The sequence below is a fragment of the Micromonospora sp. 15K316 genome, assembly GCF_004348525.1.
GTDB lineage: Bacteria > Actinomycetota > Actinomycetes > Mycobacteriales > Micromonosporaceae > Micromonospora.
The window spans coordinates 1-6,398 of the sequence record NZ_SMKG01000285.1; the positions used below are offsets into that span (position 1 = coordinate 1).

A 6,398-nucleotide genomic window follows, 5' to 3' on the forward strand; every position below is an offset into this window, starting at 1 on the left:
GCCGTGCCCCTCCTGCTGTCCGGCCCCTCCTGCGATGCCGCCGTCGGCGGGGCTGCCGGCTCGATGCTCCACTTCGGACGGCTACGTGGAGGGAGTTGCCGCCCGACTTGTTGTGGTAACGCAGGGTGATGTCCGGTGGCGCGTCGGTTCGGCTCCGGCGGTCGCGCTGGGTGACCGTCTCGGGGGGTCACCCGGAATCCACCCGGCGTGGGCGAGGGTCGACCTCGCCGGGTGTCCGTGCAGTTTTCTTCCATTCACCTGCTCGCTATTGAAACTTCTATTCATTGTCCGGTTGACTGTCGTCCATGCGTACCCGCAGACGATCCGCCCACCTCGCCGGCGTCCTGCTGCTGACGCCCCTGCTCACCCTGGCCGGCCCGCCACCGGCCACCGCCGCGCCGACCCCCGCCGGCGTCGGCACCCCCGTCGCGGCCACCACCGCCGTGGCCACCGCCCTCGACGTCGAGCCCGCCGGTGGGCTGGAGACCGCGAAGACCAGCCGTCCGGTCGCGCCCGGGGTCCAGCTCACCTCGTTCGACCGGTACGACGCCCAAGGGTGGTTGCGTGCCGACGCCCTCACCGCCGATCTCAGCGGCGGCGTCACCGTGGACTACGTCAACTCCGGCGCGGTCAGCCGGGCGGAGCCGCTGCGCGCCGCCGCGGACCGTACCCGTGCGGTCGCCGCGGTCAACGGGGACTTCTTCGACATCAACAACTCCGGCGCCGCACAGGGCGTCGGCATCCGCGACGGCGAGCTGATCCAGTCGGCGGTCAGCGGGCACCGGAACGCGGTGGCGGTGACGAGCCAGGGCGTCGGCCGGGTCATCGAGGTGAACTTCGACGGCACCGCCACCCTGCCCACCGGCCCGGTCCCGCTCACCCAGTTCAACAACCTGGTCCAGACCGGCGGCGTCGGGGTGTTCACCGCGCTCTGGGGGACGTACCCCCGCGAGCGTGCGGTCTCCGGCGCGACGCGCGTCACCGAGGTCGCCGTGGTGGACGGCCGCGTCGCCCGGGTGGAGCCGGTGGCGGGCAGCGGACCGATCCCCGCCGGAACCACCCTCCTGCTGGGCCGGGAGGGCGGCGCCGACGCGCTCGCCGGGCTACGGCCCGGTGACCCGGTGAACGTGACCTGGCAGCCGAAGCCGTCCGACGGCAGCAGCCTGCACGCCGCGGTCGGCGGCGGCAACGTGCTGGTCCGCGACGGCGTGGTGCAGACGATCTCCGACCCGACGCTGGCGCCACGCACCGCGGTCGGCTTCAGCGCGGACGGCCGGAAGATGATCATGCTGACCGTGGACGGCCGGCAGGTCGACAGCCGGGGCGTCACGCAGACCGAGATGGGCCGGATGATGGCCGAGCTGGGCGCGCAGAACGCGCTCAACCTCGACGGGGGCGGCTCCTCGACGCTGCTCGCCCGGGAGCCGGGCGCGGCGGCCGTCCAGGTGGAGAACAGCCCGTCGGACGGCGCCGAGCGCGCCGTCCCCAACGGGCTCGCCCTCTACGCCCCGAAGGGCAGCGGGCGACTCGCCGGCTACTGGGTGGAGACCGCCAGCGACCCGACCGCGGCGCCCGGCGTCTCCCCGGTCCGCGGCGGCCGGCCGGACCGGGTCTTCCCCGGGCTCACCCGCCGGCTCACCGCGGCCGGCCACGACGAGACGTACGGCCCGGCCGCTGGCACGCCGAGCTGGCAGACCCGGCCCGCGACGCGCGGCCGGGTGGACGGCGACGGCGTCTTCCACGCCCTGCTCCCCGGCCCGGCGACCGTCACCGCGCGCCGGGGCGGCGCCACCGGATCGCTCGACCTCACCGTGCTCGGCCCGCTCGCCGGCATCGACAGCACGGTGGAGCGGGTCGGCCTGACCGGGCTCGACGGCAGCGCGCGCTTCGGGGTGGTCGGGCGCGACGCCGAGGGGAACACCGCCCCGATCGAACCCGCCGACCTGGAGCTGGAGTACGACCACGACCTGCTGCGGATCGTCCCCGACGACGACGGCAACCTCACGGTCACCGCGCTGCGCGACACCGGCGCCGCCCTCGTCACCGTCCACGTCGGCAGGGCGCGCACCGTCGTCCCGATCACCATCGGGCTGACCGACCAACCGGTGGCGGACTTCGAGGACGCGGCCGCCTGGCGGTTCAGCCAGGCCCGGGCGAGCGGATCCGTCGCGCCGGCGCCCGGTCACACCGGCACCGGCCTGAAACTCTCGTACGACTTCGGTCAGTCCACCGGCACCCGCGCCGCGTACGCCGACCCGCCGGCCTGGATCGAGGTCCCCGGTCAGCCGCAGGCGTTCGGGATGTGGATATACGGCAACGGCAAGGGGGAGTGGCCGAGCCTGCACCTGCACGACGCCCAGGACACCCAGCACGTGCTGCGCGGGCCCTACATCACCTGGACCGGGTGGCGGTACGTCGAGTTCGCCGTACCGGCCGGCGTCCAGTACCCGGTCCGGGTGCGGCGGTTCTACGTGGCCGAGACCGACGCCGCCGCCCAGTACAGCAGCGAGATCGTCATCGACGACCTGGTGGCCAAGGTGCCCCCGTCGGTGGACGTACCCGCCGAACAGCCGCGCACCGACCGGGTGGTGGTCACCGACGGCACCGTCGACGCCGCGCCGTGGCGTTTCGCGGTGATGTCCGACGCCCAGTTCGTCGCGGCCGACCCGGAGAGCGAGCTGGTCGCCCAGGCCCGCCGGACGCTACGCGAGATCAGGGCGTCCCGGCCGGACTTCCTGGTGATCAACGGTGACCTGGTGGACACCGCGTACCCGGCCGACTTCGCGCTGGCGAAGCGGCTGCTGGACGAGGAGCTGGGGGACGAACTGCCCTGGTACTACGTGCCCGGCAACCACGAGATCATGGGTGCCCCGATCAGCAACTTCCGGGCCGTGTTCGGCGACACCTCACGGGTCTTCGACCACCGGGGCACGCGGTTCGTGACGTTGGACACCTCGACCGGCTCGCTGCGCGCTGGCGGCTTCGACCAGGTGCGGATGCTGCGTGAGGCGCTCGACTCGGCGGCCACCGACCCGGCCGTCGGCTCGGTCGTCGTCCTGCACCACCACCCACCGCGCGACCCCAGCCCCGCGCAGGCGAGCCAGCTCGGCGACCGGAAGGAGGCGGCGCTGCTGGAGCAGTGGCTCGCCGACTTCCAGCACCGCACCGGCAAGGGCGCGCTCTTCGTGGGCGGGCACGTCGGGACCTTCCACGCCGAGCGGGTGGACGGGGTCCCGTATGTGATCAACGGCAACTCCGGCAAGACGCCGTCCACCCCGGCCGACCGGGGCGGCTTCACCGGCTGGACCGAGTTCGGCGTCGACCCGGTCAGCGCGGCCGAGGCCGACCGGGCCCGACGGGACCCGCTCGCCGAGGGGCCGCGCTGGGTGACGGCCGAGATGCACGCGCACACCGACCGGCTCGCCGTGAACGCCCCGGCCAGCGTCACGCTCGCCCACCCGGTCACGGTCACCGCCACGCTGACCCAGCCGGGTGGGCGTACGGTCCCGGTGGCCGCGCCGGTGAGCGCCGACTGGTCCGCCTCGCCGAGCGTGCACATCGGGCCGGTGACCGGGCTGCGGCCGTGGCACGTGGCCTGGTTCGACCCGGCGACCGGCCGGCTCACCGCGCTGCGTCCCGGCGCCTCGCTGGTGCTCTCGGTGACGGTCAACGGCGTACGCGCCGACGCCGCCATCACCACGGCGGCGCGCGCCGCCGCCTGAGCACGGTCAGGGGGCCCCGGCGACCGGGGCCCCCTGCGCTCAGAAGTCGCCCTCGGCGACCTGGAACACCGTGAGGCCCAGGGACCGCCACATCCGCACCACCTGCGCCCGATCGTCGAAGACACCGACCACCCGGTAGCGGTCCCGTACCTCCCGCTCGTAGATCTCCCGCTTGACCACCGAGTCCTTCCGGGAGTCGCCGACCGCCCGCAGGTGCAGCGCGAGATACGGCACCCGGACGTGCCGCGCCAGCCACGCCACCGTGTCGGTACGCGCCGAGGCGTCCCGGCCGGAGCAGAAGACCACGCCGTACCCCGCCGCGTGCATGGCCCGGACCGCGGCGATCACCGCCTCGTTCGGCTTGTCCTCGGCGACCCGCGTCATGTCGTACGGGCTGCGCGAGACGTTCAGCGCGACGGTGCCGTCGATGTCCACCAGGACGATCTCCGGCGCTCCGGCCGGGGCCGGATGCGCCCGCTTCGGGCGGCCGGTGCGGGCCTGCGGCACCGGCAGCGGCAGGGGTCGCCCCGCCAGGTAGCGCTCGTGCAGGCGACGGATCGCGGCCTCACCGACCCGGTCCGGCTCCGGCCGTGCGGCGTCCCGGCGCAGGCACTCCTCCAGGGGCACATCGGTGAAGTCGTGCACTTCGAACTCGGCGCCGTACCGGGCGGCCAGCTCGGCCCAGTCCCGCAGCGTCCGGGCGCGCAGGTTGGTGTCGTCGACGCAGACGTCGGCCCGGGCCCGCAGCAGCGCCTCGACCTGGGCTCGCTGGGCGGTGGTCACCTGCGCCTCCGCCCACTGGGTGAACAACCGCTCGCCGTGCAGCATCCGGCGTAGGTCGTCGCGGTTCACCCGGACCACGGACGGCTGGAGCGTACGGGCGAAGGTGCTCTTCCCCGAGGCGGGCAGCCCGCGGGTCGCGATCAGGCGGGGCATCGCGCACACCTCCGTGTCTCCGTCCGGCCGTCGCCGGCGCCGGGGCGGTAGTGCCCCGCGCGGGGTACGACGCCGGCGCCGGGTGCCGGGTGAATGCCCGGACGGCGGGCGGGAATGCCAGGGGGACGCCGCGCGTTGTCGATGCCGGACCAGGCGTGCCGCCCGATGACGGGCCGGGCACGCACCCATGGCACACTGGTCAATCGGCCACCGGTTCCGGTTCACGCCTGAGCCCGTCGTACGTGCGGCGGGTGGCGACGGCGACCCGGCGACCACCGACGAAAGGACCGAGGCGACATGAAGCCCAACATCCACCCGGAGTACGTGACCACCGAGGTCCGCTGCTCCTGCGGCAACACGTTCACGACCCGCAGCACCGCCAAGGGCGGCGAGATCAGCGTCGAGACCTGCAGCGCCTGCCACCCGTTCTACACCGGTAAGCAGCGCGTGCTGGACACCGCCGGTCGGGTCGCGAAGTTCCAGCAGAAGTACGCCAAGGTTCAGGCCAAGAAGGCCAAGTAACTCCTCGTTCGGCGCCCGCGTCCGGTTTCCCGCCGGACGCGGGCGCCGTCCGTATTCCCGCCGGTTCCTCTCCGGCGTCCGTCCTCGCCTCGAAGGAGCATCCGCAGCATGAGCAGCGAGCGTCTGGCCGCCCTTCTCGACGAGTACATGGACCTGGAGAAGCGGCTGGCCGATCCGGCCATCCACGCCGACCAGGCGGTCGCGCGCCGGGTCGGTCGCCGGTACGCCGAACTGGTGCCGCTGCACAAGGCCGCCGGTGAGCTCGCCCAGGCGCGCGCGGACCTGGCCGCCGCCCGGGAACTGGCCGCCGAGGATCCCTCCTTCGCCGCCGAGGTCGAGTCGATCGCGGGGACGCTGCCCGCGCTCGAGGAGCGGCTGGCGGAGCTGCTGATCCCGCGCGATCCGCACGACGCGAAGGACGTGATCGTCGAGATCAAGGCCGGCGAGGGGGGCGAGGAGTCGGCACTCTTCGCCGGCGACCTGCTGCGGATGTACACCCGGTACGCCGAGCGTCGGGGCTGGCTGGTCGAGGTGATCGACGCCCAGGACTCCGACCTCGGCGGGATGAAGGACGTCTCGCTGGCGATCAAGACCAAGGGCGTGCCGGAGGGCGGCAACGGGGTCTGGTCCCGCCTCAAGTGGGAGGGCGGCGTGCACCGGGTGCAGCGCGTCCCGGTCACCGAGTCGCAGGGTCGTATCCACACCAGCGCGGCCGGCGTGCTCGTCCTGCCGGAGGCCGAGGAGGTCGACGTCACGATCGACCCGAACGAGCTGCGGATCGACGTCTTTCGCTCGTCCGGCCCTGGCGGGCAGTCGGTGAACACCACCGACTCGGCGGTCCGGATCACCCACCTGCCGACCGGCATCGTGGTGTCCTGCCAGAACGAGAAGTCCCAGTTGCAGAACCGGGAGCAGGCGATGCGCATCCTGCGGGCCCGGCTGCTCGCGGCGGCGCAGGAGCAGGCTGACGCGGCCGCCTCGGACGCGCGCAAGGCGCAGGTACGCACCGTGGACCGCTCGGAGCGGATCCGCACCTACAACTTCCCGCAGAACCGGATCACCGACCACCGGATCGGTTACACCGCGTACAACCTGGACTTGGCCCTCGCCGGTGACCTCGACGGCGTGCTCGACGCGCTCGCCGAGGCGGACCGCGCCGCCCGCCTGGCCGGCGACACCGAACTGACCCGCCGCTAACCCCCTCCCTGGCCCCCGGGC

4 protein-coding genes are annotated in these 6,398 nt (G+C 73.7%); 3 read left to right on the top strand and 1 reads right to left on the bottom strand.

Annotation, left to right across the window (positions count from 1 at the left end; all coding sequences use genetic code 11):
• Positions 1-305 precede the first annotated feature (305 nt).
• A complete protein-coding gene (locus tag E1211_RS29530; RefSeq protein WP_132353099.1) occupies positions 306-3,722 on the top strand; it encodes a phosphodiester glycosidase family protein in 3,417 nt (1,138 codons plus the stop codon).
• A 39-nt stretch (positions 3,723-3,761) separates the two neighbouring features.
• On the opposite strand, the gene E1211_RS29535 is transcribed toward E1211_RS29530, so the two are convergent.
• The gene (locus tag E1211_RS29535) at positions 3,762-4,658 is read right to left on the bottom strand and encodes an AAA family ATPase (protein ID WP_132353101.1); all 897 of its coding nucleotides are present in this window, start codon (positions 4,656-4,658) and stop codon (positions 3,762-3,764) included.
• A gap of 297 nt (positions 4,659-4,955) precedes the next feature.
• On the opposite strand from E1211_RS29535, the gene rpmE reads away from it, so the two are divergent.
• Entirely contained in the window at positions 4,956-5,180 is a 225-nt protein-coding gene (gene rpmE, locus E1211_RS29540) for a 50S ribosomal protein L31 (protein WP_120679469.1), read from the top strand.
• 108 nt (positions 5,181-5,288) lie between these two features.
• Positions 5,289-6,377: a peptide chain release factor 1 gene (prfA, locus tag E1211_RS29545; protein ID WP_132353103.1), complete on the top strand. Its 1,089-nt coding sequence runs from the start codon at positions 5,289-5,291 to the stop codon at positions 6,375-6,377.
• Positions 6,378-6,398 lie beyond the last annotated feature (21 nt).

Excerpts from the sequence above, each read along its gene's own strand:
- E1211_RS29530 (WP_132353099.1), top strand. The coding sequence starts at position 306 with ATGCGTACCCGCAGACGATCCGCCCACCTCGCCGGCGTCCTGCTGCTG.
- E1211_RS29535 (WP_132353101.1), bottom strand. The coding sequence starts at position 4,658 with ATGCCCCGCCTGATCGCGACCCGCGGGCTGCCCGCCTCGGGGAAGAGC.
- rpmE (WP_120679469.1), top strand. The coding sequence starts at position 4,956 with ATGAAGCCCAACATCCACCCGGAGTACGTGACCACCGAGGTCCGCTGC.
- prfA (WP_132353103.1), top strand. The coding sequence starts at position 5,289 with ATGAGCAGCGAGCGTCTGGCCGCCCTTCTCGACGAGTACATGGACCTG.